Below are 23,184 nucleotides of genomic sequence, written 5' to 3' on the forward strand. Positions count from 1 at the left end.
CCGCGAATTCGACCTCAGCTGAAAGCCGGCCGGTTCAGCGATACTGCAAGGCGAGCCGCACGCCCAGGCAGCAATAGATGACGCCGACCACCTTGCCTGTGCTTGGACTAGCATCGCTATAGTGCCATGACCTCAACTTAACCTGGGGTTCTATCAGCCCGTCAGCTTGCACCGGCAAGCCCTCGTCCGTACCCCAGCTTGCCGCGCTAGTCGCGGCGGTGATCTCGGCTGGCAACGCGTCTTGCGTTTCAGTGACGCGGCCGAGCCTGCTGGCATCCTGCTCGCCGAGAAGTGTTGCAAATGGCGGTCGCACCGGCGAAATCGGCTACGTGGCAGATATGCAACGCAAGGTGGTGTTTCCGCTGCCGTCGCGAGAGATCCGATGGTTTTGCGATCGAAAGCGCGATATTTACGTCACCAGCGAAGGGACTTGGCATGAAAGCTATTTTTGTTGCGGCGGCCATGCTTGCCGGGTTTGCGACCAGCGCCATGGCGGCGGACGCCTTAGGCGAGCTGCCGGTCGCATCGGCCTATAGTTGGACCGGCGCTTATGTCGGCGTGCATGCCGGCGGCGGCTGGGACCATGTCGACTTCACCTTCCTGCCCGCGCCCAATCCTGCCAACCACAGCGGCAGCGGCGGCCTTGGCGGTTTGCAGGCCGGCTACAACTTCCAAACCGACAACATCGTCTACGGCATGGAGGCCGACATTTCGGCTGCCGGCATCAACGGCTCGACAGAGTGCCCGAACCCGACTTTTACCTGCGGTTCCAAGGTGAGCATGCTCGGCTCCGTTCGAGGCAGGCTCGGGCTGGCGATGGACAATCTGCTGATCTATGGCACCGGTGGCCTGGGATACGGTACGGTCGATATTTATGACCGCAATGGTGCCGGGACCACATTCGACACCAAGAAAACGAAGGTCGGATGGACCGTCGGCCTCGGCGGGGAATATGCTTTCAATCAGCATTGGACGGCCAAGGCAGAGTACAAGTATTTCGATTTGGGGTCGGCCGACTACATGACGGATGGTGAACTGGTCCGCGCCAAACCACAAATACATACCGCCGTCATCGGTCTGAACTACAAATTCTGAGCGGGTACTCCGCTGGCGCGGCCTCAGGCCTCAGCGTCGGGTTGGCTGTTCATCGTCACAAGCTCGGCCTTACGATGCGAAATCGGTGGATCGAGAGACTTCTTCCCAGGCGCCAATCTCGGCTTTCATCATATCGATCTTGTCCCCGACGAGCTTGAGGGCGTCGGTGCCGAGATAAAGCCGTACGGGCGGGTTTTGCGCCGCCACCAGCTTGAGCATAGCCTGCGCCGCCTTGGCCGGATCGCCGGGCTGGTTGCCGCTCTTGGCCCGCCGCGCGGCGCGGATGGGGTCCATCACCGCGTCATAGTCTGCAATGTCGCGCCCGGCACGGACCATCGAGCGTCCGGCCCAGTCCGTCCGGAATTGGCCGGGCGCCAGCGCCGTCACGTGGATGCCGAGCGGCTTCACCTCCTTGCCCAGCGCCTCCGAGATGCCTTCGAGCGCGAATTTGCTGCCGCAGTAATAGGCGATGCCAGGCATGGTGATGAACCCGCCCATGGATGTGACATTGACGATGCGGCCGGAGCGCCGCGCCCGCATGCCGGGCAAAACGGCCTTGATCATCGCGACCGGGCCGAACACGTTGGCGTCGAACTGGCGGCGCATATCCTCAAGCGAGGACTCCTCCAGAATGCCTTCGTGGCCATAGCCGGCATTGTTGACAAGGACGTCGATTGGGCCGGCGTCGCGTTCCGCCTGAGCGACAGCGCCGGGAATGGCATCGAAATCGGTCACATCGAGCAGCATTGCATGCGCGCGGCCGGGTGCGAGCGCCGCGAAAGCCGATGCGGCATCCGCGTTGCGGACCGTGCCGACGACGCGATGCCCCTCCGCTAACGCACCCTCGGCAAATGCCCTGCCGAGACCCGAGCTGACGCCCGTGATGAGAAATGTTTTGGTAGTCATAGCTGCTCCTTTTGAGAATGGCCGGAGGCCTTCGATATCGTGACATAATATTTATATCATGATATAACTTTTCAAGAGGTAACGGAATTCAGGCGGAACGGATGATGGAAGACACGGCGCGTCAGCCCTTGAGGGAGAGAAACCGGCAGCTTGCACGCGACGTCGTGCTCGACGCCGCCGAGCGGCTGCTGCGGAAAAGCGACACGGCGGACTTCTCGATGCGGGCATTGGCCGTGGAAGCCGGCGTTGGCTTCGCGACGCCGTTCAATCATTTCGGCAGCAAGAACGCGATCATGCAGGCGCTGTCGTCCCGCCTGATCGAACGGATGGCGAAGCGCTTCCACGACGAGGCGCCCGAGGGCGATGCAATCGATCGCGTTCTCGAGATGGGGCGCATCAGTGTCGCGCTGCTCTTGGAGAAGCCGGACGTCCACAAAGCGGTGGTCGGCTCGCTCGGCGTCGCCAGCCCCGTCCCGAGTTCCGTCCGTCAGAACTCGCGGCAGCTTTGGGCGCTTGCATTGGCAAGCTTCACTGGCATCGCCGAGGATATGAGGGCGATGGCGCAGGCGACGCTTGCCGAACAGCTTGCCTTCGATTTTCGCGGCTGCGTTTCATTCTGGATCGCCGGCGAGCTCGAGGACGAAGATCTCGGAACCGCGTTCCGTGTTGGCGCCTGCACCCTTCTGCTGGGCTTCGCCAATCCGACGCGACGCTCCTACCTGATCGGGCAGATCAAGAGCCTTCAGAGCGCCCGGAGCGGCCTCGCCTGGTGACTATCGCAGCGCCGGACTGCAGGCTTGCGGGAAAATTTGACCTCAGTCCACCGTCACGGCGAAATTCCTAAAAGAGCCGCGGTCGAGACGCTTTAGGGTGCTGAAGTCGTCAGCCTGGATGGCGGCAGGCGAACGATCAATTCAACAATTCGGCGCTGCGCCTGAGTGCAGGAGCATCAGGGGGAATGCCGAGACGGCGAAGGCTGTGTGTCCACATAGCCGCAAATCCATTTTTGGGAATCCGCGAATGACTGTAACCATCGACAATGCCGCAAGCTGGCGCGAGATCGCACGCGTGGGGGACGGCGAGACGCTGGCGTTGGCGCCGGCTGCCTGGGAGCGCATCGCCTATGCGAATCGCATTGTCGCAAGCCTCGTCGAAAAGGGCATCCGCGCCTATGGCGTGAACACCGGGGTCGGCGCGCTGGCAAACCAGGTGGTGGCGCCTGCCTTGCAGGAGAAGCTGTCGCGCAACATCATCTTCAGCCACGCCTGCGGTGTCGGCGATCTGGTGGCCGAACGCGGCATCCGCGCCATCATTGCCGTGCAGGTGGCAAATTTCGCGCATGGCCATTCGGGGGTGCGGCCTCAGATCGTCCGCAACCTCATCACCTTCCTCGAGCGGGGCTGCATTCCGGATGTTCCTTCCCGGGGATCGGCGGGGTATCTGACGCACAATGCCCATATCGGTCTGGTGCTGATCGGCGAGGGCAGGGCGACTGTCGCCGGGCGCAGGATGAGCGGTCGCGAGGCGCTGGCCGAGATCGGCCTGGAGCCGCTGGTGCTGGGTGCCAAGGAAGGTCTGAGTCTCGTCAACGGCACGGCATGCGCCACCGGCCTGATGAGCATCGCGCTCAATCGCGCTGAGCGTCTTATGCGTTGGGCCGATGCCGCGTCGGCGCTGACGCTGGAGGCTGCCGGCGGGCAGATGGCGGCCTTCGACGAACAGGTGCTGGCCCTGCGACCGTCCCCCGGCATCGAGGCGGTGGGCGCCTCATTGCGGCGCCTGCTTGACGGCAGCGGCCTGATTGCGGCGGCGCATGGCAGCCGCACGCAGGATGCGCTCAGCCTTCGCGCGGTGCCGCATGTGCACGGCGCGGCGCACGAAGTGCTGGAACGCTCCGTGCAACTGGTCGACCGTGAGCTGGCTTCGGTAACCGACAATCCCACCGTTTCCGGCACGATCGATCAGCCGCTGGTGTTTTCGCAGGCGCATGCGGTCGCGCCGGCGCTCGGGCAAACCGCAGACGCCTTGACGATCGCGCTTGCGCAGGTTGCCGCGATGAGCGAACGCCGCATCGACCGCCTGGTCAATCCGCTGGTCAACAATTTGCCGGCATTCCTCGCCGCGGAAGGCGGTTGCAACTCCGGCTTCATGATCGCTCAATACACCGCCGCTTCGCTCAGCAACGTCAACCGGCGCCTTGCCGCGCCGGCCGCGACCGATGGCGGCGTCACATCCGGCCTGCAGGAGGATTTCCTCGCCCACCCGACGGTCGCGGCCAACAAGCTTCTGGCCGTCATCGACAACGCCGAGTACATCTTGGCGATAGAACTCATGGCCGCCGCGAAGGCGCATGACTTGCTGACCGGCAAGGCCGCGCGGGCGCCTGGCACAGACGCCATCTACCAGGCCGTGCGCCAACGCGTGGCGCATTATGGCGACGATCGCCCGCTGTCCTGGGACATGGAAACGCTGCGCGATTTCATCCGCGAGGTGGATGTGGCTCAGTAAGGGCAACAGCGGGAGAGGCCCGAGCCACCCTCTCGTCAACTACCCAATCGATCTGTTTCACTCAACCAGGCGGCCGCCCTGAGTTGGCTAATGCCAAAGGCAGATCCGGACGTCCTTGCCGACAAAGCACGCGCCTTCGCGGCGAAGGTCGTCCCATCTTTCGTCGCCGTGGGTTTCGTCAATATCCGCGTTCGAATAGCCTGCCCAGGTATCGCCGTCCTTATAAACAACGGCCCAGTAATCCTTGGACATTTCACCGGCCCCGCTATGTGCGTCGGGATAGTCGACGCCGGCAAAAACCTGCTTGGGCCCCTGGATGTTGAAATCGCCGCCCTTCTCGATTTGATAGGAGCATCTTCCGGATATGCGGGTCTCACCGCTAACGACAAGCTGGCAACGGCCCCATTTGTAGCCGCTCGGCAAACGATGCTGTGCCGCCTGCGCAGGCGGAAAGGAAAATGCAATCGCAAGGGCAGCCGCTATGGTTCGTCCGGCCTTTGAATACTGCCCAGAGCGCATGTCGAAGGGTCCTCCGCAGGATAATCCCTGAGATCATATACTATCGACCATAGTCGGATTTTGTCACGCGACTGTGTGCTGCTTCACGGCCGGAGCATGGACCGATCGAGACGCGTAGCCCGGAATTCAAGCCGGGATCCCGGCCCTCCCATGCTAAAGCTTCGGAGGCATCCTGCGAAGCTCGAAGAGCGAAGCAGGATGGCGGGCCGAGAACGATGAAACGGAGACCTACGTCTACGCTATAACCCTCCAAAATTCAGGCACGAGCGAATGGGAACGATTCACGGACTGGGAGATGGCTGATGCTGTGTCCTGTGGCCGCTTCAGCTGCGCGACGCAGCATGGCCGGGTCTGACACTCCCTGATGGTCGAGCCGCGGCGTATAGGGGGCCTCCAGCCTGGCTGCCTCGTCGTCGGTTAGGCTGATCGACAGGGAGGCCACCGCGTCGTCGATATGGTCTGCTTTCAGCGCCCCCACGATCGGAGCTGCCACAACAGGATTGCGACGCAACCAGGCCAGCGCGATCATTGACCGGCCAACGCCCCGTTCTTCCGCAATCGCCCCCACCGCATCGATAATCAGCTTGTCGCTGTCGGCAGTGGCTGCTCCCAGATTGTAGACGGCTTCGGCTTGCGCCCTTGCGGTGATGCTCCCCACGGCCGGGCCAGCCGACCACGGTTGAGAGGGCTGTAGACAATGGTCTGCACCCCTTCATCGATGCAAAGCGCATGCATCTCGCGCTCTTCCTCGCGGTCGAGAAGATTGTAGGTATCCTGCATCGACACGAAGCGGGCCCAGCTGTTGTATTTCTGCAGGTGCAGCGCTTTGCCGAATTCCCAGGCCTTCATGGACGATGCGCCGAGATAGCGGACCTTGCCGGCCTTGACGACCTCGTTCAGGGCCTCGAGCGTTTCTTCCCAGGGGGTGGTCCTGTCACGACGATGGATTTGGTAGAGGTCGATATAGTCGGTGCCCAGGCGCCTGAGGCTCATATCGACTTCGGTCATGATCGCCTTGCGCGATAGCCCGATGCCATTGGGTCCGTCGCGCATTGGCGCGCTGAGTTTGGTCGCAATCACAACGTTTTCGCGGTGCGCAAAGTCCTTCAGTGCCCGCCCGAGAATTTCCTCGCTGGAACCTTTTGAATACAAATTGGCGGTGTCGAAGAAATTGATGCCCGCTTCGAGTGCGTGGCGAATGAGCCGCCGACTTGCTTCCTCGTCGAGTGACCAGGAAGGGTAGCCGCGCGACGGGTCCCCGAACCCCATGCAGCCAATAGAGATAGGCGAAATATCGAGGCCCGTCCGGCCGAGCTTGGCATATTGCATGTCTGTCTCCACATCCGCTATATTCGGACAAGTGTCCGCTTAGCGTCAAATAACGGACAATTGTCCGTTTAGTCAAGAGGCGATATGGCTGTAGAAGAGGATGGATTGCGAGCAGACGCCCGCGCCAACCGTGATCGCATCCTCGAGGTGGCACGGGAGGCTCTGACCGCCGATCCCGAAACGCCGCTGAGCGCCATCGGCAGGGCAGCCGGAGTCGGGCAAGGCACGCTCTATCGCCACTTCCCGACGCGGGAAGCTCTGGCCCTGGCCATTTATCGCAAGGAGATTAACGCCCTTGCGGCTCTCGCATCCACGCTTCTTCAGGAGCATCCGCCGCTGGAGGCGTTCCGTCTGTGGTGTGCCCAACTGGCCGTTTCCAGTGCGATGAAACGCGGGGTGGCAAAACTTCTGCAAGGAGCCACTTCCGAGGACGATCAACGCGAGGCCTATCAGCAAATGGTGTTGGCGCTGCGTTCACTCCTAGCTGCATGCGAGACTGCCGGCGCGATTGATCGCGATGCAGATGCCGACGATGTTTTGATGCTTCTCGGAGTCCTTTGGCAAATCCCATCCCATCCCGGGAGGGATGCTCAGGCAGCGAGGATAATAGCGCTCATCTTCAGGGGGTTGGGCGCCAAAGACTAGGCGACCGGCGGTGTTTGGCGGACCGCGAACGATGAAACGGAGAACTGCGTCTACGCTATAGCCCTCCAAAATTAAGGCACGAGCGAATGGCAACAATGGGCGGGAAGCGGACGGTCAGCTATTGCAAGGCAAGACTGCCAAATCGGACGAGCGTGACCACGTTCTGCTTCTCGGCATGAACAGTGGTCCGATGGCAAGATGCGACGACGGGTAGCGGCGATCTTGCGCACACCTGAACTCGGTGGAAGCAAACGGGCTCCATCGGAGGGCTGCATACTCCCGATCAATCAGGCTGCCGCAGCGCGATTGAGTTTCGGAACAACGGCGTCGATGAACGTATCCATCGTTGCTTCACCCATATCCACGGCCTTGGCACCTTCGCCATGAATAATCCTCACGTCGGTGATGCCGAGGACGTTGAGAATGGCCTTGAGGTATCGTGGGGCAAAATTGAGGTGGTTGATTGGCGAGGCCTCGCCATAGATGCCGCCGGACGCCAGCGTCACGGTGGCTTTCTTGCCGATCAGCAGTCCCTTGCCGTCGAAGCCAAGCGTTACGCCCTTGCGCACGATGTGATCGATCCAGGCTTTGAGGCTGGCCGGGATATTGTAGTTGTAGACCGGCGTGGCGATGACAAGCTCGTCAGCTGCCAGCAATTCGGCAACCAGCGCGTCCGAGAGGCGCAGTTGCCCGGCCATGTCCGAGGTATGGGCATGCGGGGGCGTGAAATAGGCCGATAACCACGGCATGGTCACGTGCGGCGGCGCATCCACGGCGAGGTCGCGCCGCACGACCGTGCCATCCGGGTGCGCCTCGAGCCAAATGGCGACAAGGCGTTTGGTCAGCTGACGGGAAATTGAAGCCTCGCCGCGCGCGCTGGTTTCGACAACGAGAAGGTTGGGCATGGCGTCCTCAAGGTTTTGGGCTAAACAGCCGGAACAGATGCGGACGATGTAGGGCTTTCTATCTAGCGGGGGGAGCGATAATAAAGCGATCATCTCTATCGGCTAATGTGATGGATCATGATCGGCAGTCTCAGCCTCGACCAGTTGCGCATCCTCGTGACCATTGCTGATGCCGGGAGCTTTTCGGCGGCCGGGCGGCAATTGCGCCGTGCGCAATCGGCAATCAGCCAGTCGGTGGCGACATTGGAAGCCGCGCAGGGCGTCCAGCTCTTTGACCGCAGCACCCATCGCCCCCGCCTGACTGAAACGGGCCGGGTTCTGGTCGATCAGGCCCGGCTGGTGCTTTCGAGCGCAGCACGCTTCGAGGCCGTCGCGACCGGCGCGCGAGGCGGGGTCGAGCCCGAGCTTGCACTGGCCATAGATCCGCTGGTGCCCACCGCCCCGCTCATCGAAAGCCTGCGCGCGTTGCACCAGGTCTATCCGCATCTTCCCATCAGCTTCTCGACCGAGGGCCTGGGCGGGGCGCTGCGTCGTTTGCGCAGCGGCGACGTTGCACTGGCCTTCTGCCTGCTGCTGCCGGTGGTGCCCGAGGACGTCGTGGCTTCGCCGCTGCTGCGCGTGGCGCTGACGCCCGTGGTCAGCGCCGAACACCCATTGGCAGCGCTTGGTCGTCCGGCAACCCGCGACGACCTGGAGCGCCATATCCAGCTCGTCCTGTCCGATCCGGTCGATCGGGAAGCGAACAATTACGGCCTGGCCAGCGCCACGCGGTGGCGCTTTGTCGACCTCGGCCGCAGACTGGATTTCCTGCTGGCCGGCTTTGGCTGGTGCCGGATGCCGGAGCATCTGATTGCCGATCATCTCGCAGCCAGCGATCTGGTTCGGCTCGAGCTGGCCGAAGATGCCCGTGACCCGGCAGACGCCCTGACCATCTACGCCGCCCGCATGGCGGACCATGAACCTGGCCCGGCCGGCCGGTGGCTCCTTAACGACCTGCAGGTCCGGCTGTCGCTCTGATCCGGTCAAACAATTGTCGTCAGTATCGCCTAATCCCAGAGAGATACCGGAAGAGCCGCAATGAACGCGGTCAAGGTCGGCTCTTCGGTGTTGGTCGCACTGTCGCCAACGTCCGCAATGGGTCGAATTCTGTCGTCGCTCACCTTCAAGATATATCGGGCTGTGGCGTAGAATTGGCGGTTCTCAACGTCGCGTGGTGCGAGCGTGGTCGTCGACGGTGATAGCGCACGACAATCGACGGTGTTTGGCGGAGAGGGAGGGATTCGAACCCCCGATACCCTTGCGAGTATGCCGCATTTCGAGTGCGGTGCATTCGACCACTCTGCCACCTCTCCGCGAGGTCATGGTCGGCCGTTGCCGGCGCAGCGCGCTAGATAACGGCTGACCGCTGGAGTTACAAGGCCCTATTCGAGCGATTTCCCGCTTCTTCACACGGTGACCGACGGCGCGGCTCCAGCCGGTCGCACCTTGGAGCGCCGCTTGCCTTGACTCCGGCGCAACCTTCGGTTAGGGACAGCGCGCAATCGGCGTGGAGGGTTCTTCCGCGCCGCTTGTTTTTTGAACCCGCAGACTGACAAAAAGACGGCCGAACCGCCTCAGGCGGCTCATCAAGGCCGACCGAACAGCGAAAGGCAAAAAATGTTCGCAGTCATCAAAACGGGCGGCAAGCAGTATCGCGTCGCCGCCAACGATCTCTTGAAGATCGAAAAAGTCGAAGCCAAGGTCGGCGATATCGTCGAGATCGGCAATGTGCTCGCGCATGGCGAGGGCGAGAATGTCACCTTCGGCGCGCCGTTCGTCGATGGCGCTCTGGTCACGGCGGAAGTCGTCGAGCAGGGCAAGAACCGCACCGTCATCGCTTTCAAGAAGCGCCGCCGCCAGAATTCGCGCCGCAAGATTGGCCACCGCCAGCTTTTGACCACCGTCAGGATCTCCGAGATCCTGCTGGGCGGCGCCAAGCCGGCGAAGAAGGCCGCCGCCAAGCCGGAAGCCAAGGCTGACGTCGCCGCCGAGGCGAAGGCCGAGGCCGCGCCGAAGGAGCCCAAGGCCAAGAAGGAAGCCAAGGCCGAGGCCGCTCCGAAGGAAGAGGCCAAGGCCGAAACCGCTGCTGCCGAAGCCAAGTCCGCGCCGCTGTTCAAGGCGCCGAAAGGCGAGCCGGACGACCTCACCGTGATCAAGGGCATCGGCCCGGTCGCGGCCAAGGACCTCGCCGAGCAGGGCATCGTCACCTTCGCGCAGCTCGCCAAGCTGACCGACAAGGACGTCGCCAAGATCGACGAGCACATGCCGTTCAGCGCCGACCAGATCAAGGACTGGCGCGAGCAGGCCAAGGAACTGGCGAAGAAGTAATTTTTACCGGCGACGATCGTCGCCGGTACGGACTTGAAACGGAACGCGAACGCGTTCATAAGACCATTCAAGCGCCTCCTGAGGCGCATCGGAGTTAGTTAGATGGCACACAAGAAAGCTGGCGGTTCGTCGCGCAACGGTCGCGATTCGCACTCCAAGCGTCTGGGCGTGAAGAAGTTCGGCGGCGAAGCCGTGATCCCGGGCAACATCATCATCCGCCAACGCGGCACGACCTGGCATGCCGGCGTCAATGTCGGCATGGGCACGGATCACACCCTTTTTGCGCTCGAGACCGGCGCGGTCACCTTCAACAAAAAAGCCAACGGCCGAACCTACGTGTCGGTAAACCCGATTACCAAAGCAGCGGAGTAGCCGGTTCCGCACCACAACACCGGCGCCCATCTCGGGAACCGGTGTCTGGCCAGGCCAGGAAAAGGATCAGGAGAGATGGGCCGCCCATCTCTCCTTTTTCATTTTCTTGCCCTGGAGGACTAAAATGGTTGCCGAAGCGGAAGATACGGACGACGAAAGTTACGCGGTCGACTGCCCGGTGCTTGCCACCGAGCGTCTGGTCATGCGTGCGCCGCGCAACAGCGATCTCGAACAACTCGTCGCGCTTGCCGACAACCGCCACGTCGCCGAGATGCTGGCCCGCATGCCGCACCCCTATGGCCAAGCCGAGGGCCGCGCCTTCCTGGCCATGGCGGCCTCGCGGCGCGCCGGCATCGTCTATGCGCTGACGCTCGCCGGTACCGGCACCTTCGTCGGTTGCGCGGGGCTCAACACCACCGATCGCGGGCTCGAGCTCGGCTACTGGATCGGCGAGCCCTACTGGAAGCGCGGCTACGCGACGGAGGCCGCGCATGCGCTGGTCGATCTCGCCTTCCAGAAGACCTCGATCCAGGTGCTGCATGCCTCGACCCGGGTGATCAACCCGGCCTCGCGCCGGGTCATCCACAAGTGCGGCTTCCAGTATGCCGGCCAGGGCATGTTGAACTCGATCGTCGCCGGCCAGGTGCCGGTCGAGCGCTACAGGCTGGATCGCAAGACGTGGACCAGCCTCAGAAACTGGGTGCATTTCTGATGCGTGGCGCTGGTGAAGCCGTTGGTTGAGGACAGCACTGATATTGAAACGGTCGCGATCGTGCCGTTGGCGATTGGGCATATTGAAAGCTTTCATCACGCGCTCGATATCGTTTCGCGCGAGCGAAAGTACCTGTCCTTCCTCGAGGCGCCGCCGCTGGATCAAGCCAGAACATTTGTCCTGGATCGCCTCGGAAGAGGCGATCCAGGATATGTGGCGATTGTTCGGGACGAGGTTGTCGGTTGGTGTGACATCACTCGGCACGATCGGCCCATACACGCTCATCGCGGCACGCTTGGAATGGGCATTCTCCCGGCCTACAGGGGGCATGGCCTTGGACTGAAACTGATCAATGCAACCGTGGCGCAGGCGCGCAGGGACGGCTTTGTCCGCGTCGAGCTTTTCGTGCACTCCGACAATGCCCGCGCCATCGCGCTTTACGACAAGGTTGGGTTTGTCAGAGAAGGCCTGCAGCGCGATGCCGTCTACATCGACGGGGAGTATCGCGATGCGATCGCAATGGCGATCGTCGAACGGGAAAACGTTGCGGGATGAATGCTTGTCAGCCGAGCTCGGCCCAGAGCGGCAGGTGATCGGAGCCGACCGCCTGCCGGTCGGCCCACAGTCGCTGCAGCGATTTGGCCAGCGAGGCGCTGGTGAAGACATAGTCGATGCATTTGTGGCGGCTGGCATCGGCGGGGCGGTCGGGATCGACCCAGGTGACGAGACCGGCAATATCGAGGCGCTGGGCGACGTCGACGGCGAGATCGGCGGTCAAGGGCATGCCGAATTCGTGGTCGGGGCGGCCGGCCAGCTCGACATATTCGGGCGACCCCGGCAGCATGTTGAAGTCGCCCATGACGATGAAGGCTTCCGGATAGGGCAGGTCCGGCAAGCCGATCTCGGGAATGCCGGACAGCCCGCCGCCTTCCAGCGTGTAGTTCAACAGGCGCTGGCGCAGGAAGCGGATCTGGTTCTGGCGCTCGACCGGGCTGCGATGGTCGAGATGGGTGGAGTAGAAGCGGATGAAGCCGAGCGGCGTCTCGATCAGCGCCTCGAGCGCGCCGCGCTGGAAGTTCATCGTCTCGAGGCTGCGGCTGCGCGGCAAAAGGAGATTGCGCGACAGATGGATGGGTGTCTTCGACAGCACCATGTTGCCGAGCTGGAAGTTGGTCGAGACGGCGCGGCCGTTCTCGACACGCCCGCCGATGTTGACCTCGAAATTGCTGCCATAGGCGGCAAAATAATCGGGCAGCGCCTCGCCGATCTCGGCCACCATGTCGCGGTCGCCGTTTCTGGGATTGTTGCGCGTCACCTCCTGCAGCGCGATCACGTCGGCGCCGCGTACCGCGTCGGCAATGCGGCCGACGTCGTATTTGCCGTCGAGCCCGATGCCGTACTGAATGTTATAGGAAACGACCTTCATTCCGGCGCCCCTTCAGCCATGCCCCGCCCCAGTGCTACCGCTTCCCCGGCAAAAGGGCATCCGGCGCTTTAGTCGCAAATCGGCCTCGCCCTAGGCCCCGCCTTGGTTTAAGGCATGTCGAGATTCAGGCAATGCCGGCATACCGGTTTCGGTTCGGCCTGACCTGAATCTCGACATGCCCCCTAATCCGCAAGTGCAATAGCAGAAACTCGAAACGATGAAATTCCTCGATCAAGCCAAGGTTTACATTCGCTCCGGCGACGGCGGCGCCGGTTCGGTGTCGTTCCGGCGCGAGAAGTTCATCGAGTTCGGTGGCCCGGATGGCGGTGACGGCGGCCGCGGCGGCGACGTCTGGGCGGAAGCGGTCAACGGGCTGAACACGCTGATCGACTACCGCTACCAGCAGCATTTCAAGGCCAAGACCGGCATCCACGGCATGGGCCGCAACATGACCGGCGCCAAGGGCGCCGACGTGACGCTGAAAGTGCCGGCCGGCACTCAGATCTTCGCCGAGGACAATGAGACGCTGATCTGTGACCTGACCGTGGTCGGCCAGCGCTTTCTGCTCGCCAAGGGCGGCAATGGCGGCTTCGGCAACCAGCATTTCAAGACCTCGACCAACCAGGCGCCGCGCCGCGCCAATCCCGGCCTGCCGGGCGAGGAGCTGAACATCTGGCTGCGCCTGAAGCTGATTGCGGACGCCGGGCTGGTCGGCCTGCCCAATGCCGGCAAGTCTACCTTCCTGGCAGCGGTCACCGCCGCCAAGCCGAAGATCGCCGACTATCCGTTCACGACGCTGCATCCCGGCCTCGGCGTTGCCCGTATCGACGCGCGCGAATTCGTTATCGCCGACATTCCCGGCCTGATCGAAGGCGCGCATGAGGGCGTCGGCATCGGCGATCGCTTCCTCGGCCATGTCGAGCGCACGCGCGTGCTGCTGCACCTCGTCTCGGCGCAGGAGGAAAATCCGGGCAAGGCCTACAAGACCGTGCGCGCCGAGCTCGATGCCTATGGCAACGGGCTGACCGACAAGGTCGAGATCGTCGCGCTCAGCCAGATCGACATCCTCGATGCCGATGAACGCAAGAAAAAGGCGGCCTCGCTTAAACGCGCCGCCGGCCGCGCGCCGATGCTTTTGTCGGCTGTCACCGGCGAAGGCGTCGAGGCGGTGCTGCGAGCGCTGATGGCCGTGGTGGGTGAAGCGCGCGACAAGCTTGCCGCTCCCGTCGAGACCCGCTGGAACCAATAGCGATGACGGCGCAATCGCTGACGAAATACCGGCGCATCACGGTCAAGATCGGCTCGGCCCTGCTTGTCGATCGCAGCAGTGGCCTGAAGCGCGACTGGCTGGCCTCGCTTGCCGGCGACATCGCGGTGCTTGCCAATGGCGGAGCGGAAGTGCTCGTTGTCTCCTCGGGCGCGATCGCGCTCGGCCGCACTATTCTCGGCCTCGGCAAGCGAGCGCTGAAGCTCGAGGAAAGCCAGGCCGCGGCCGCTGTCGGCCAGATCGCGCTCGCCGGCGCCTGGTCGGACGCGCTCGGCAAGGACGGGCTGAAATCGGGCCAGATCCTGCTCACGCTGGGCGACACCGAGGAGCGCCGCCGCTACCTCAACGCGCGCGCGACGATCTCGACGCTGCTCAAGATGAAGGCGGTGCCGGTCATCAACGAGAACGACACCGTGGCGACCTCCGAAATCCGCTATGGCGACAATGATCGCCTTGCCGCGCGCGTCGCGACGATGATGGGCGCCGACTTGTTGGTCCTGCTCTCCGACATTGACGGGCTCTATACCGCGCCGCCGGCCAAGGATCCGGGCGCAAAATTCATTCCGGTAGTCGACCGCATCACACCCGACATCGAAGCGATGGCAGGGGCGGCCGCGTCGGAGCTGTCGCGCGGCGGCATGCGCACGAAGCTCGATGCCGGCAAGATCGCCAATGCCGCCGGCACCGCCATGATCATCACCTCCGGCACCAGACTGTCGCCGCTGATGGCCATCGCGCGCGGCGAACGCGCCACCTTCTTCAAGCCGAGCGCCAATCCGGTGAAGGGGTACAAGACCTGGATCGCCGGCCAGCTCGAGCCGGCAGGGCGTCTCACCGTCGATGCCGGCGCCGTCGGGGCGCTGAAGTCGGGCAAGTCGCTGCTGGCGGCGGGGGTGAAACTGGTCAGCGGCAACTTTTCGCGCGGCGATACAGTGGCAATCCTGTCGCCGGAAGGCCGCGAGATCGCGCGCGGGCTGGTTGCCTACGATGCCGCCGATGCCGTAAGGATCGCGGGCCTGAAGACGGCCGAGATCGAGAATGTGCTCGGCTACGAGGCGCGCTCGGCGATGATCCATCGCGACGACCTTGTGGTGGGCAGTGTCGCCGATTGAGACGCGGTCTCGCCGTTATAGACGTTTCTTGTGCTTAGGCGGCCATTTGGGTGGATTGCGGTATCGCTTCTGAAAGTCCTGCTGCATTTTCAGAAGCTCGCCGCAACCTCCTAACTCGGTTCCGATGGCAGCCTTGGCTTGTCGATCCAGTTCGGCTTGGGAAATAGCCTTGTTCTCTCCAGCGACCATATCGCGGATGAGTTCGTCGCTCGACGCTACTGCCGCACCGTCGTCTTCCTTCATCCTTTTTTCGACTTCCGCCTCGAGCCGGGCACGCGGCCCGCAACCATGGAATTCCTCAACAACAACGGCGATCTGGGAAGGTGGTGTCGGTGGCGCGCCGCAATAGCGCTCAGCAACGGCAAGATCCAACATCGAGCTCACCATCATCATAGCCATGCCATCCGGGCTCTCGTCGGGTTCGATCTTGTCGTCGCAATAATCGGCGGCGCGAAGGCCGGTCGGCGCCATCATCACGCCCAGAGCAACGAGGATTATGGCGCTCTTCATCCTGCTCCCCCAAAATCTGCAGCCATTGCCGCGAGGGCCGGCCGCGTGTAAATCCACCAGGCTTTACCCGGATCGGTCAGATGTTGAACAAACACCAAGGCGAAGATGTAGCCAGTTTGATGGCCAGGATAGGCCGCAACGCCCGCGCTGCCGCCCGGCCGTTGGCCGTCGCTTCGACCAAGGCCAAGAACGCCGCGCTTGTCGCCATGGCCGACGCCATCCTGCGCAACGAGCAGGCGATCCTCGAGGCCAACGTCATCGACGTGTCGAATGGTGAGGAAGCCGGGTTGTCCGGTTCGTTCATGGACCGGCTGAAACTGACGCCTTCGCGCATCAAGGCGATGGCCGACGGCATACGCGAGATTGCTGCGCTCAAGGATCCGGTAGGCGACATCATCGCTTCCTGGGATCGGCCGAACGGGCTCAACATCGAGCGCGTGAGAACGCCGCTCGGCGTCATCGGCGTCATCTATGAAAGCCGGCCGAACGTCACGGCGGATGCCGGCGCGCTCTGCCTCAAGGCCGGCAATCCGGTGATCCTGCGCGGCGGCTCGGATTCGCTCAATTCGTCGGCCGCCATCCATGCCTGCATGGTCGAAGGGCTGAAGACCGCCGGCCTGCCGGAAGATGCCATCCAGCTGGTGCCGACCACCGACCGCGCCGCCGTCGGCGAAATGCTGAAGGGCCTCGGCGGCAATCTCGATGTCATCATTCCGCGCGGCGGCAAAAGCCTGGTCGGGCGTGTGCAGACCGAGGCACGGGTGCCGGTCTTCGCGCATCTCGAAGGCATCTGCCATCTCTATGTCGACCGCTCGGCCAAGCTCGACATGGCGGTCAATATCGCCGTCAACGCGAAGATGCGGCGCACGGGTGTGTGCGGCGCGGCGGAGACGCTGCTGGTGGACCGCGCCGTCGTTGCCACGCATCTGGTGCCGATCCTCGAGGCGCTGCGTGCGGCCGGTTGCGAAATCCATGCCGATCAAGAGGTGCTGCGGGCCTTCTCCGATGCCAGTCCGGCGACCGATGCCGACTGGGTGACCGAATATCTCGACGCCATCATCGCGGTGAAGCTGGTCGACGGTGTCGCCGGTGCGATCGAGCATATCGAGACCTTCTCCTCGCATCACACCGAGGCGATCATCGCCGAGGACGCCAAGGCGGTCGAACGCTTCTTCAACGAGATCGATTCGGCGATCCTGCTGCACAATGCCTCGACGCAATTCGCCGATGGCGGCGAGTTCGGCATGGGAGCCGAAATCGGCATCGCCACCGGCAAGATGCATGCGCGCGGTCCGGTCGGCGTCGAGCAGCTGACGTCGTTCAAATACCGCGTCCGCGGGTCGGGGCAGGTGAGGCCTTGACGTTTGTTACCTTGAAGGGCTGAAAGCTTGCGCCCAGGCCCCCCTCTCTGGCCTGCCGGCCATCTCCCCCTCGAGGGGGGAGATCAGCTGTTGTTTGGGGCTTCGCCAATTATCGATGTTGCAAGGGTTGCGCTGACGATGAGGCTGCCAATCTCCCCCCTTGAGGGGGAGATGCCCGGCAGGGCAGAGAGGGGGGCCTAGCACCATGCTTTCGTCCCCTCAGCCGGTCGTTCCTTCGCGTTACCTTCGCATGCCATATGCCGCCAAGGGCCTGACGGTCGGTTTGTTCGGCGGCTCGTTCAACCCGCCGCATGCCGGCCATGCGCTGGTCGCCGAGATTGCGCTGAGGCGGCTTGCGCTCGATCAGCTGTGGTGGATGGTGACGCCCGGCAATCCCTTGAAGAGCGTGCGCGAACTCGCCCCGCTCGCCGAGCGTATCGAACTTTCCGAGAAGATCGCCAGGAATCCCAAGATCAAGGTCACCGCTTTCGAGGCGGCACGGCACGTCCGCTACACAGCCGATACGCTGGCGCTGGTCAAGGCGCGCAATCCGGGCGTCGACTTCGTCTGGATCATGGGCGCGGACAGCTTGCGCGATTTCCATCGCTGGCAGCGCTGGCGCGAGATCGTGCTGACCTTCCCGATCGCCGTCATCGACCGTCCGGGGGCCACCCTTTCCTTCCTGTCGTCGGTCGTCGCCAAGACCTTCGACTATGCCCGCATCGACGAGGTCGACGCGCCGCGGCTCGCCCGCATGCAGGCGCCGGCCTGGACCTTCATCCACGGCCCGCGCTCGTCGCTGTCGTCCTCCGCGATCCGCCAGGCGGCGAAGGGCTAGGACAACTCACCTGCGATGTCGCTTTTGAGGCGGCTTTTCGCCGGCCTGTAAGCCAAGCTCGCGCAAGCATGCTGAAGCAGAACCAGACCACGACCGATCGCGGCCGCGCCGAACAGCCGGCGCCGCTGATCGCCATTGCCAGCGTCATCGTCTCGATGGCGCTGATTGCGATCGGCAATGGGTTGATGTTCGCCTATATTCCCGTGCGCCTCGGCGCCGACGGCTTCGATCCGACCTGGGCCGGGCTGATCGTCACCGGGCTTTCCGCCGGTGGGCTTGCCGGCTGCATCCTGACCGGACCTCTGGTCAAAAGGGTCGGCCATGCCCGCGCTTTCATGGTGCTGTCGGCGCTCATTGCGCTCTCCAACGCCGCCATCGGGGCCGGGCCGATCCCGCTTTTATGGATCGCAGCCAGAGCACTTTACGGCTTTGCCATATGCGGTCTGTTCATCGTCGCGCAGAGCTGGCTGAACGATGCCTTGCCCAACGCCATACGCGGCCGGGTGATGGCGGTGTTCTATGTCGCCTATATAGCGGGCCTCGGCGTCGGCTATGCGACGCTCGCGGCGATCAACATCCACAGCGCCGCGGCGTCGCTGATCGGCATCACCTTCACCGCGCTGTCGATCCTGCCGGTCGGCATGACACGACTTGCGCAACCGCCCGCGCCACAGGCCGCCTCGGTGGCGCTTCGGCAGGCCTGGCGGATCTCGCCGGTCGGTGTTGCCGGCATGCTGGCCGTCGGCGGCCTGTCGATGATCGTTTCCGGCTTCGCGCCGATCCATGCCACCGCCAAGGGTTACAGCCAGGCCGATGTGGCGCTGCTCTTGTCGGCAATGCCGGTCGGCACGCTGATCCTGCAGATACCACTTGGCTGGCTCTCGGATCGCACCGACCGGCGCTATGTGCTGGCGGGCGCGGCGGCGTTTGCGGCCGTTGCCAGCGTACTCGCCATTTTATTCGACGGCGGCGCGCTGATGGCTCTGGTGGTGATCTACCTGATCTGGGACGGCGCGGCGGAATCGATCTACGCGCTGTCCAGCGCGCATGCCGCCGACCGCGCCCGCAAGGACGAACTGCTGGCGCTTTCGAGCTCGATGCTGTTTGCCTGGTCGCTTGCGGGTTTCGTCGTGCCGGGCATCGTCACAGCGCTGTCCATCGTCTTCGGCACCGCGACTTTCATTTATGTCGGCATCGTCATTGCGACGGCCTTCTGCCTGTTTGTGCTCTGGCGGGTGATGGCCGCGCGGCCAGCTCCCGCCGTGGCCACAGGCAGTTTCGCACCGATGTCGGCACAGACGCCGTTGCCGGTGGAGCTCGCCTTCGCGCCGGACGATCAGCCCCGACACGCGAAAGACTGAGAAGGTAGGAATTCGAAATGGCGAAAAGCTATGATCCCCCGACGGTGTGGAAGCCTTTCGGCGCGTTCTCCATGGTGAGAATCAACGAGGACGGGCAACTCATTCATCTCAAGGGCCAAGTTTCGCTCGACCGCGAGGGGCAGGTTGTCGGCAAGGGCGATATGCGAGCTCAGGTCCGGCAAACGCTCGAAAACATCAAGGCTGTGCTGGCGGCCGTCGGCGGCGAGATGGCCGATATCGTGTCGCTGACCCAATATGCGACCGATATCGAGCGCTTCATGGCATCGGGCGATATCCGCAAGGAATTCTTTTCGGAGCCCTATCCGGTGACGACCACCGTCCAGATCGTGCGTCTCTATCATCCGGACTTGCAGATCGAAATCACGGCGATAGCCGAAATACCCCGAAACCGGTTCAGAATGCCGGCTGGTTGAAACCGCTGGCGTGACGGGCCTATTACTGCTTGCGCGCCTCCGGCGGCGGCGCTTCCGGCGGCGGCAACGGGATCGAGATGCCTTCGCTGTCGAAGGCCTGCTTGGCGCGCTTGGTCATGTCGGTCTGGGTGGAAAAATAGTCGGCCGACGCCGTCCAGTAGCGCAAGGTGAGCGAAACCGTCGTGTCGCCGAGATTGGCGACGAAGGCGATCGGCGCCGGCTCGCGTCGGATGCGTTTCTCGGCATTGGCGATGGCAAGCAGCGTTTTCTGGGCGCGGTCGATGTCGTTCCAGGAGCCGATGCTCAAGGAAATGTCGGTGCGGCGAACGCCGTTGCGGGTGAAGTTGCGCACCGGCTGGTTCCACAAGGTCGAGTTGGGCGCCAGCACATAGACGCCGTCCGCAGTGCGCAACTTGGTGGCGAACAGGCCGATCTCCTCGATGGTGCCTGAGATCGAGCCGACCTCGACATATTCGCCGATGCGGAAGGGCCTAAGCGCCAACAGCATGATGCCGGCAGCGATGTTCTGCAGCGTGCCCTGCAGCGCCAGGCCGATGGCCAGGCCAATGGCGCCGATGGCGGCAATGATTGAAGCCGTCTGCACGCCGAACTGGCCGAGCACCATGATGACCACCAGAATCAGGATGGCGTAGCGCACGATCTTCGAGAAGAAATGCCGCAAGGTCTGGTCGAAGCCGTGGACGTGGCCGAGCCCGGCGAAGATCGAGCGTTCGGCGAGGCCGGCAACGAAATAGCCGACAACCAGCAGGATGACGGCGCCGATGGCCGAGAAGGAATAGGAAACGATCAGGGTGGAAAGCTGCGCAATCGCTGCCTGGATGGTGACAAGGGCGGTTTGCGGGTCGGTGGGCATGGCGGGATTCCCGTTGGTCGGTGTGCCGATAACCCATGCCTCCCGTATCAGTTCCCGCCTTTTGCGGCCGCTCAAACGACGATCTGGACCAACCCACTGACAGGGGCCGGAGAGCCTTCGTCTTGAAAGTGCAATGGAACTCTGCCTATCTAAGGGGTGTCACCTGATTTGGTGGGTGATTTGGTTGTTCTTGTTGGGAAAGGAAACACACTGAGAACAGCACTGCGGAAGAAGGCTGACGTCATGCCTTCGCCGGCCGGGATCAGCGTAAACGACGCCGTGTCCCTTGCCATCGATACAGTCCTTGCCAGTCTGGAAGACTCCAAGGCCGAAAACATCGTCTCAATCGACATCCAGGGAAAATCGAGCCTCGGCGACTATATGGTCATCGCCTCGGGCCGGTCGCACCGTCATGTCTCGGCTGTCGCCGATCATCTCCTCAAGGCGCTCAAGGATGCCGGTCTCGGCAATGCGCGCGTCGAGGGGCTGTCCGGCGCCGACTGGGTCCTGATCGATTCGGGCGACATCATCGTCCATGTCTTCCGCCCCGAAGTCCGCGAATTCTACAATCTCGAAAAGATGTGGCAGGCGCCGGACCTCGAGGAAGAGACCTTGCACTGAGCGCTGTCCCGTGTCGTAACCGTTCAGGCCACGACAGGGATCAAAGCGCTCACCGAGGCAGGGATGAAAATTACCGTTCATGCCGTGGGCCGGATGAAGACCGGCCCCGAGAGGGAACTCGCCGACCGCTATTTCGAGCGCTTCGCCAAGAGCGGGCCTGCGGTCGGGCTGGAATTTGCGGGCATTGTCGAGACTCCTGAAAGCCGTGGCCAGAGCGCCGACGAGCGCCGCCGCGAGGAAGCCCAGCGGCTGCAGGCGCAGTTGCAATCCGGCGCCGTTCTCGTCCTGCTCGACGAACGCGGCAAGGCGCTGTCGTCCGAAGATCTGGCCGCCCGTGTCGGCCAATTGCGCGACGGTGGCCGCAAGGCGCTGGTCATGGCCATCGGCGGCGCCGACGGCCATGACAAGTCCCTGCGCGAGCAGGCCGATCTGGTGCTGTCGTTCGGCGCCTTGACCTGGCCACACCAGCTGGTGCGCGTGATGCTGGGCGAGCAGCTCTACCGGATCGCCACCATTTTGTCGGGCCACCCTTATCATCGATCTTGAATGGCGCTTGCGATCTCCAAAGCTGGGGATTGCGCGCGCCTGCCCGGATTTTCGCCTCAAAGGCTGGACATCACGGGTAAAATGGGCGCTCCAACATGGTTGATGGTTCGTTAACGAAGCGGCGGATAGGGTAGAGGCCTGATGTCCGAAGGCTGGAATCCGATGACGCGCGCCTGGCGCAGCCGCTGCGGCTTGATCCTTGTCGCCGCCGTGATGGTGCTTGGGCCAGCGCGGGCGGCGGAAAATACCCTCGACATGGCGCCCGACCCCGACCAGAACCGGGCCGAATACGAGCAGGTCTCCAAGGAAATCACTTTATCGTCAGAACGGCTGGCCAAGCTTGCCGCCGCAATCGCTTCGGTTCGCAAGGATTACGCCTCGATCACCGCGGCGCTGATCCAGTCGGCAATGACCGAGCAGAAACTCGGCCAGGACATCGAGGATATCGGCGCCAAGCTGGAAGGGCTGAAAGCCGAGGAGCAGAAATTGCGCGCTTCGCTCATGGCGCGGCGAGACGTGCTTGCCGAGGTGCTTGGCGCGCTGCAGCGCATGGGGCTCAACCCGCCGCCGGCGATCCTGGTCAAGCCCGAGGACGCTCTATCGTCGGTGCGCAGCGCCATCCTGCTCGGCGCCGTGGTGCCGGAACTGCGCCAGCAGACCGACCGGCTGATGGCCGATCTCAAGGAACAGACCAGGGTGACGGCCTCGATCGAGGCCGAACGCGCCCGGCTCACCGCCGCCGTGACCGAACAGACGGCGGAAAAGAAGCGGCTCACCATGCTTCTGGAAGCCAAGAAAAAGCTGCAGGCCGATACGCAAACGGCAATCGTCGCCGAACAGCAGCGCTCGCAGCACCTGGCCGCCAAGGCGAGCAGCCTCAAGGACCTGATCGCTTCGCTGGAAGCCGACAAGACGCGCAAGGCGGCGGACCAGGCCAAGGCAGGAGAGCAGAAATCGACCGATGGCGACACAACCGCCTCGACCACCGAGCTTGCCGCGCTGCCGGTGCCGGAGGCCAATCGCCTGACGACATCGGCCCCGTTCTCGGCGCTGCAGGGCCAGATCGCGCTGCCCGTGATCGGCAAGGTCAAGCTGCGCTTCGGCGCCGACGACGACAATGGCGCGGCCATGCAAGGCGACATGGTTGCGACACAATCGGGAGCCATCGTCACCGCGCCGGCGGATGGAAACGTGCTTTATGCGGGGCCGTTTCGCTCCTATGGTCAACTCTTGATCCTGAACGCCGGCGACGGGTATCATGTCGTTCTGGCGGGGATGAGCAGAATCAGCGTCGCGACCGGACAGTCGGTTCTCGCAGGGGAACCGATCGGCGCGATGGGAGAGGCCCGGGTGGCGAGCACCTCGGCCTCGCGAAATGGAAATGCGACGCCGGAACTCTATGTCGAGTTCCGCAAGGATGGAAAACCCGTCGATCCTGCCCCATGGTGGGCGGACCGATTCTCTGGAAGGACGTGA

Annotated in this window: 25 protein-coding genes, 1 tRNA gene and 1 pseudogene; 18 read left to right on the top strand and 9 right to left on the bottom strand. The window is 63.2% G+C overall.

The annotated features are described in order from the left end of the window. Window positions 1-34: 34 nt before the first annotated feature. Complete coding sequence (locus AB6802_RS27500; protein ID WP_371013354.1) at window positions 35-313, bottom strand: hypothetical protein; 279 nt, start codon at window positions 311-313, stop codon at window positions 35-37. Between AB6802_RS27500 and AB6802_RS27505 the strand changes: the two genes are divergently transcribed. Further along, window positions 301-1,095 (top strand): outer membrane protein, encoded by a 795-nt coding sequence (locus AB6802_RS27505; protein ID WP_371013355.1) that lies wholly within the window; start codon window positions 301-303, stop codon window positions 1,093-1,095. The genes AB6802_RS27500 and AB6802_RS27505 overlap by 13 nt on opposite strands. A 69-nt stretch (window positions 1,096-1,164) precedes the next feature. Here AB6802_RS27505 and AB6802_RS27510 read toward each other — a convergent pair whose 3' ends face one another. Further along, entirely contained in the window at window positions 1,165-2,001 is an 837-nt protein-coding gene (locus tag AB6802_RS27510; protein ID WP_371013356.1) for an oxidoreductase, read from the bottom strand. A 101-nt stretch (window positions 2,002-2,102) separates the two neighbouring features. Here AB6802_RS27510 and AB6802_RS27515 point away from each other — a divergent pair, with 101 nt between their 5' ends. Both AB6802_RS27515 and hutH read left to right on the top strand, forming a co-directional pair. After that, window positions 2,103-2,774, top strand: a complete 672-nt coding sequence (locus AB6802_RS27515) for a TetR/AcrR family transcriptional regulator (RefSeq protein WP_371013357.1) — start codon at window positions 2,103-2,105, stop codon at window positions 2,772-2,774. A 247-nt stretch (window positions 2,775-3,021) separates the two neighbouring features. After that, complete coding sequence (gene hutH, locus AB6802_RS27520) at window positions 3,022-4,509, top strand: histidine ammonia-lyase (protein ID WP_371013358.1); 1,488 nt, start codon at window positions 3,022-3,024, stop codon at window positions 4,507-4,509. Between the two features lie 87 nt (window positions 4,510-4,596). On the opposite strand, the gene AB6802_RS27525 is transcribed toward hutH, so the two are convergent. Together AB6802_RS27525 and AB6802_RS27530 are read right to left on the bottom strand one after the other, a co-directional pair. Continuing rightward, window positions 4,597-5,028 carry a hypothetical protein gene (locus tag AB6802_RS27525; protein ID WP_371013359.1) on the bottom strand — a complete coding sequence of 144 codons (432 nt, stop codon included), beginning with the start codon at window positions 5,026-5,028 and terminating at the stop codon, window positions 4,597-4,599. A gap of 376 nt (window positions 5,029-5,404) precedes the next feature. Beyond that, window positions 5,405-6,357, bottom strand: a pseudogene (locus AB6802_RS27530) (aldo/keto reductase); the annotation flags it as partial. Between the two features lie 84 nt (window positions 6,358-6,441). Here AB6802_RS27530 and AB6802_RS27535 point away from each other — a divergent pair. Further along, window positions 6,442-7,002, top strand: coding sequence for a TetR/AcrR family transcriptional regulator (locus AB6802_RS27535; RefSeq protein WP_371013360.1), 561 nt, complete (start codon window positions 6,442-6,444; stop codon window positions 7,000-7,002). Between the two features lie 287 nt (window positions 7,003-7,289). Here the strand turns inward: AB6802_RS27535 and AB6802_RS27540 are convergent, their stop codons facing one another. Further along, window positions 7,290-7,907 carry an FMN-dependent NADH-azoreductase gene (locus AB6802_RS27540; RefSeq protein WP_371013361.1) on the bottom strand — a complete coding sequence of 206 codons (618 nt, stop codon included), beginning with the start codon at window positions 7,905-7,907 and terminating at the stop codon, window positions 7,290-7,292. A gap of 117 nt (window positions 7,908-8,024) precedes the next feature. On the opposite strand from AB6802_RS27540, the gene AB6802_RS27545 reads away from it, so the two are divergent. Continuing rightward, the gene (locus AB6802_RS27545; protein ID WP_371013362.1) at window positions 8,025-8,924 is read left to right on the top strand and encodes a LysR family transcriptional regulator; all 900 of its coding nucleotides are present in this window, start codon (window positions 8,025-8,027) and stop codon (window positions 8,922-8,924) included. Window positions 8,925-9,169: 245 nt separating this feature from the next. Here AB6802_RS27545 and AB6802_RS27550 read toward each other — a convergent pair. Continuing rightward, a tRNA-Ser gene (locus AB6802_RS27550) sits at window positions 9,170-9,259 on the bottom strand. A 304-nt stretch (window positions 9,260-9,563) separates the two neighbouring features. On the opposite strand from AB6802_RS27550, the gene rplU reads away from it, so the two are divergent. From rplU to AB6802_RS27570, 4 genes are all read left to right on the top strand, one after another. Further along, complete coding sequence (rplU, locus tag AB6802_RS27555) at window positions 9,564-10,274, top strand: 50S ribosomal protein L21 (protein ID WP_371013363.1); 711 nt, start codon at window positions 9,564-9,566, stop codon at window positions 10,272-10,274. A gap of 102 nt (window positions 10,275-10,376) precedes the next feature. Beyond that, a complete protein-coding gene (rpmA, locus tag AB6802_RS27560) occupies window positions 10,377-10,646 on the top strand; it encodes a 50S ribosomal protein L27 (protein ID WP_371013364.1) in 270 nt (89 codons plus the stop codon). Window positions 10,647-10,770: 124 nt separating this feature from the next. Then, window positions 10,771-11,358, top strand: a complete 588-nt coding sequence (locus AB6802_RS27565; protein WP_371013365.1) for a GNAT family N-acetyltransferase — start codon at window positions 10,771-10,773, stop codon at window positions 11,356-11,358. Window positions 11,359-11,361: 3 nt separating this feature from the next. Further along, entirely contained in the window at window positions 11,362-11,913 is a 552-nt protein-coding gene (locus AB6802_RS27570; protein ID WP_371013366.1) for a GNAT family N-acetyltransferase, read from the top strand. 7 nt (window positions 11,914-11,920) lie between these two features. Here AB6802_RS27570 and AB6802_RS27575 read toward each other — a convergent pair whose 3' ends face one another. Beyond that, window positions 11,921-12,784 (bottom strand): endonuclease/exonuclease/phosphatase family protein, encoded by an 864-nt coding sequence (locus AB6802_RS27575; protein WP_371013367.1) that lies wholly within the window; start codon window positions 12,782-12,784, stop codon window positions 11,921-11,923. Window positions 12,785-13,001: 217 nt separating this feature from the next. Between AB6802_RS27575 and obgE the strand changes: the two genes are divergently transcribed. Beyond that, the gene (obgE, locus tag AB6802_RS27580) at window positions 13,002-14,033 is read left to right on the top strand and encodes a GTPase ObgE (protein ID WP_371013368.1); all 1,032 of its coding nucleotides are present in this window, start codon (window positions 13,002-13,004) and stop codon (window positions 14,031-14,033) included. A gap of 2 nt (window positions 14,034-14,035) precedes the next feature. Beyond that, the gene (proB, locus tag AB6802_RS27585; protein ID WP_371013369.1) at window positions 14,036-15,163 is read left to right on the top strand and encodes a glutamate 5-kinase; all 1,128 of its coding nucleotides are present in this window, start codon (window positions 14,036-14,038) and stop codon (window positions 15,161-15,163) included. Window positions 15,164-15,178: 15 nt separating this feature from the next. Here proB and AB6802_RS27590 read toward each other — a convergent pair whose 3' ends face one another. Next, window positions 15,179-15,673, bottom strand: coding sequence for a hypothetical protein (locus AB6802_RS27590; RefSeq protein ID WP_371013370.1), 495 nt, complete (start codon window positions 15,671-15,673; stop codon window positions 15,179-15,181). 80 nt (window positions 15,674-15,753) lie between these two features. Here AB6802_RS27590 and AB6802_RS27595 point away from each other — a divergent pair, with 80 nt between their 5' ends. The 4 genes from AB6802_RS27595 to AB6802_RS27610 all read left to right on the top strand — a co-directional run bounded on the left by AB6802_RS27595 (window position 15,754) and on the right by AB6802_RS27610 (window position 19,667). After that, window positions 15,754-17,034 carry a glutamate-5-semialdehyde dehydrogenase gene (locus AB6802_RS27595; protein ID WP_371013371.1) on the top strand — a complete coding sequence of 427 codons (1,281 nt, stop codon included), beginning with the start codon at window positions 15,754-15,756 and terminating at the stop codon, window positions 17,032-17,034. Between the two features lie 250 nt (window positions 17,035-17,284). Beyond that, window positions 17,285-17,872, top strand: a complete 588-nt coding sequence (locus AB6802_RS27600) for a nicotinate-nucleotide adenylyltransferase (protein ID WP_371013372.1) — start codon at window positions 17,285-17,287, stop codon at window positions 17,870-17,872. A 68-nt stretch (window positions 17,873-17,940) separates the two neighbouring features. Then, complete coding sequence (locus AB6802_RS27605) at window positions 17,941-19,233, top strand: MFS transporter (protein WP_371013373.1); 1,293 nt, start codon at window positions 17,941-17,943, stop codon at window positions 19,231-19,233. A 17-nt stretch (window positions 19,234-19,250) separates the two neighbouring features. Further along, a complete protein-coding gene (locus AB6802_RS27610) occupies window positions 19,251-19,667 on the top strand; it encodes a RidA family protein (RefSeq protein ID WP_371013374.1) in 417 nt (138 codons plus the stop codon). Between the two features lie 22 nt (window positions 19,668-19,689). Here AB6802_RS27610 and AB6802_RS27615 read toward each other — a convergent pair whose 3' ends face one another. Beyond that, entirely contained in the window at window positions 19,690-20,541 is an 852-nt protein-coding gene (locus AB6802_RS27615; RefSeq protein WP_371013375.1) for a mechanosensitive ion channel family protein, read from the bottom strand. Between the two features lie 243 nt (window positions 20,542-20,784). Between AB6802_RS27615 and rsfS the strand changes: the two genes are divergently transcribed. From rsfS to AB6802_RS27630, 3 genes are all read left to right on the top strand, one after another. Continuing rightward, window positions 20,785-21,162: a ribosome silencing factor gene (gene rsfS, locus AB6802_RS27620; RefSeq protein ID WP_371013376.1), complete on the top strand. Its 378-nt coding sequence runs from the start codon at window positions 20,785-20,787 to the stop codon at window positions 21,160-21,162. Between the two features lie 63 nt (window positions 21,163-21,225). After that, a complete protein-coding gene (rlmH, locus tag AB6802_RS27625; protein WP_371013377.1) occupies window positions 21,226-21,708 on the top strand; it encodes a 23S rRNA (pseudouridine(1915)-N(3))-methyltransferase RlmH in 483 nt (160 codons plus the stop codon). A 141-nt stretch (window positions 21,709-21,849) separates the two neighbouring features. Next, complete coding sequence (locus AB6802_RS27630) at window positions 21,850-23,184, top strand: murein hydrolase activator EnvC (protein WP_371013378.1); 1,335 nt, start codon at window positions 21,850-21,852, stop codon at window positions 23,182-23,184.

Origin of the sequence: Mesorhizobium sp. RCC_202 (genome assembly GCF_041355295.1) — a bacterium.
Classification (GTDB): domain Bacteria; phylum Pseudomonadota; class Alphaproteobacteria; order Rhizobiales; family Rhizobiaceae; genus Mesorhizobium.

Coding starts and splice junctions, on each gene's coding strand:
- AB6802_RS27630 (WP_371013378.1), top strand. CDS start 21,850: ATGTCCGAAGGCTGGAATCCGATGACGCGCGCCTGGCGCAGCCGCTGC.
- AB6802_RS27535 (WP_371013360.1), top strand. CDS start 6,442: ATGGCTGTAGAAGAGGATGGATTGCGAGCAGACGCCCGCGCCAACCGT.
- AB6802_RS27600 (WP_371013372.1), top strand. CDS start 17,285: ATGCCATATGCCGCCAAGGGCCTGACGGTCGGTTTGTTCGGCGGCTCG.
- AB6802_RS27515 (WP_371013357.1), top strand. CDS start 2,103: ATGATGGAAGACACGGCGCGTCAGCCCTTGAGGGAGAGAAACCGGCAG.
- AB6802_RS27575 (WP_371013367.1), bottom strand. CDS start 12,784: ATGAAGGTCGTTTCCTATAACATTCAGTACGGCATCGGGCTCGACGGC.
- AB6802_RS27590 (WP_371013370.1), bottom strand. CDS start 15,673: ATGAAGAGCGCCATAATCCTCGTTGCTCTGGGCGTGATGATGGCGCCG.
- hutH (WP_371013358.1), top strand. CDS start 3,022: ATGACTGTAACCATCGACAATGCCGCAAGCTGGCGCGAGATCGCACGC.
- AB6802_RS27525 (WP_371013359.1), bottom strand. CDS start 5,028: ATGCGCTCTGGGCAGTATTCAAAGGCCGGACGAACCATAGCGGCTGCC.
- AB6802_RS27505 (WP_371013355.1), top strand. CDS start 301: ATGGCGGTCGCACCGGCGAAATCGGCTACGTGGCAGATATGCAACGCA.
- rsfS (WP_371013376.1), top strand. CDS start 20,785: ATGCCTTCGCCGGCCGGGATCAGCGTAAACGACGCCGTGTCCCTTGCC.
- AB6802_RS27545 (WP_371013362.1), top strand. CDS start 8,025: ATGATCGGCAGTCTCAGCCTCGACCAGTTGCGCATCCTCGTGACCATT.
- AB6802_RS27615 (WP_371013375.1), bottom strand. CDS start 20,541: ATGCCCACCGACCCGCAAACCGCCCTTGTCACCATCCAGGCAGCGATT.
- AB6802_RS27510 (WP_371013356.1), bottom strand. CDS start 2,001: ATGACTACCAAAACATTTCTCATCACGGGCGTCAGCTCGGGTCTCGGC.
- AB6802_RS27610 (WP_371013374.1), top strand. CDS start 19,251: ATGGCGAAAAGCTATGATCCCCCGACGGTGTGGAAGCCTTTCGGCGCG.
- AB6802_RS27565 (WP_371013365.1), top strand. CDS start 10,771: ATGGTTGCCGAAGCGGAAGATACGGACGACGAAAGTTACGCGGTCGAC.
- AB6802_RS27605 (WP_371013373.1), top strand. CDS start 17,941: ATGCTGAAGCAGAACCAGACCACGACCGATCGCGGCCGCGCCGAACAG.
- rlmH (WP_371013377.1), top strand. CDS start 21,226: ATGAAAATTACCGTTCATGCCGTGGGCCGGATGAAGACCGGCCCCGAG.
- proB (WP_371013369.1), top strand. CDS start 14,036: ATGACGGCGCAATCGCTGACGAAATACCGGCGCATCACGGTCAAGATC.
- AB6802_RS27540 (WP_371013361.1), bottom strand. CDS start 7,907: ATGCCCAACCTTCTCGTTGTCGAAACCAGCGCGCGCGGCGAGGCTTCA.
- rplU (WP_371013363.1), top strand. CDS start 9,564: ATGTTCGCAGTCATCAAAACGGGCGGCAAGCAGTATCGCGTCGCCGCC.
- rpmA (WP_371013364.1), top strand. CDS start 10,377: ATGGCACACAAGAAAGCTGGCGGTTCGTCGCGCAACGGTCGCGATTCG.
- AB6802_RS27595 (WP_371013371.1), top strand. CDS start 15,754: ATGTTGAACAAACACCAAGGCGAAGATGTAGCCAGTTTGATGGCCAGG.
- obgE (WP_371013368.1), top strand. CDS start 13,002: ATGAAATTCCTCGATCAAGCCAAGGTTTACATTCGCTCCGGCGACGGC.